We start from the raw sequence: 1,535 nt of genomic DNA, 5'->3' as shown, positions 1-1,535 counted from the left end.
GCCGTCCACACCCTCCTCACCTGCGAATATTCAGGATGAAAAGGGTTCACTGAGCTCCTGCGCCAACACATTAGCAAGCGAAACCCCAAGCCTTCAACGGCCGCTGAAAATAGATTTCATGAGGGAATCTCAGCAGTTCGTCACGGATAGCAACAATTCACACCGGCAGCGTCACTCATTGTCCCACATCACGAGAACATCGCCTTTGGGACATCCCTGGCCGTGTACAGGGACGGCATCCTGCCGCCATCGGAGTCCAGTTCCCCCGCAAGAACAGGCACTTTGCCGGTCCGTCAGGACCTAGGAAAAGGAGTAACCAATGCTGACGTCATCGTCCTGGCGCCGGGCGGCGGCCACGGCTCTCGTCTCGGCCACCTGCCCTCTCTTGCTGGTTGCGTCCCCTGCCCACGCAACCCCCACCCCCGCTCTGGCATACCAGGCCAACGGCACTACCGCAGGGAAGATGAAGGCTGCCGACACGGCAGTGGTGTTCGTCCACGGCATGAACGACAAGGCGACGGCGTTTGAGAAGATGGAGGAGGGGTTCAAGAAAGCCGGCTGGAACGAGGGCGACTTGTTCGCCTGGGACTACGAGGGTTGGCGGGATTCCAATGTAACGAATGCGGACCGGTTTATCAGCGCTGTTGAAAAAAAGTTCGGCAAGACCCGCAAAATCGCGATCGTCGCACACTCTCTGGGCAGTGTTCCTACCCGATATGCGCTTGTGACCGACCCGAAGTTCCGTGACCGCGTGGTGTCCTGGACCTCCTTGGGCGGACCCAACCTTGGCCCCGGGCAGAGCTTCGTGAAAGGAACCCTTCTCGATGGCGCGTGCAGCCCCACCGCGATTGGCCTCATCGCCAAGAATGTCGCCAAAGACTACGTCACTACCTCCACCTGCCAGCTTACCCAGTACGGCGGCGGATTCATGGAACGCCTCAACGATAAAAACCCCACTCCGGCCCCGACCGACTACGAAGAGATCACCTCAAGCAGCGACGATACGGTGGATAATGCCGTCACGAACCTTCCGATCAACCCGAACAACCACCACTGGCACGTAGACGGTGTCTCACACCAAGACCTGCCCCGTAATGATGCCGTGATCAAGCACGTCATTAACCGGATCGAGTACGGCACCCCTGCCGAGGATGTGCCCTGGCGTCCGGTGGTCGGCTATCCCAAAGTCCGCCACCAGGGCCAGTTTACCTACCTTACCAGCATCTCAGGGACTGCCGACGACCGCGCCAAAACCGTCCTTCTGCGCCTCCCCGCACGCAACATCGAAAAAGACGTATCCGTCACCAACGGCCACTGGTCCTTCGACTTCGGCCCCAGCTTCAGGGTCGCGAACGGAACCCCGATCATCGTGACCGAAACCGTCAACGGCAAGCAGTCCGAATGGCGAGGCTACGTCTGACTCACTCCCAATGCTATTCAGCTCTGGCGTTACGTTTAAACGTTCCGGCCTGCGTTGCCAGGGCTGATTCAGAGTCCGCTGGCGCAGTGAGGGTTATTCACGTGGGGTTCACCAG

Annotated in this window: 1 protein-coding gene; it reads left to right on the top strand. The window is 59.3% G+C overall.

Going from position 1 to position 1,535, the window contains the following annotated elements; translation table 11 throughout:
- Positions 1-463: 463 nt before the first annotated feature.
- Entirely contained in the window at positions 464-1,420 is a 957-nt protein-coding gene (locus ACLHRZ_RS37165; RefSeq protein ID WP_490423000.1) for an alpha/beta hydrolase, read from the top strand.
- Positions 1,421-1,535: the final 115 nt, after the last annotated feature.

The organism is Streptomyces sp. AM25 (assembly GCF_058146165.1).
Note: the sequence above shows the minus strand (reverse complement) of the source record. Positions and strands in the feature narration are given on the sequence as shown.

What these genes read in the sequence shown, in the direction of transcription:
- ACLHRZ_RS37165 (WP_490423000.1), top strand. Translation starts at nt 464, where the DNA reads ATGAAGGCTGCCGACACGGCAGTGGTGTTCGTCCACGGCATGAACGAC.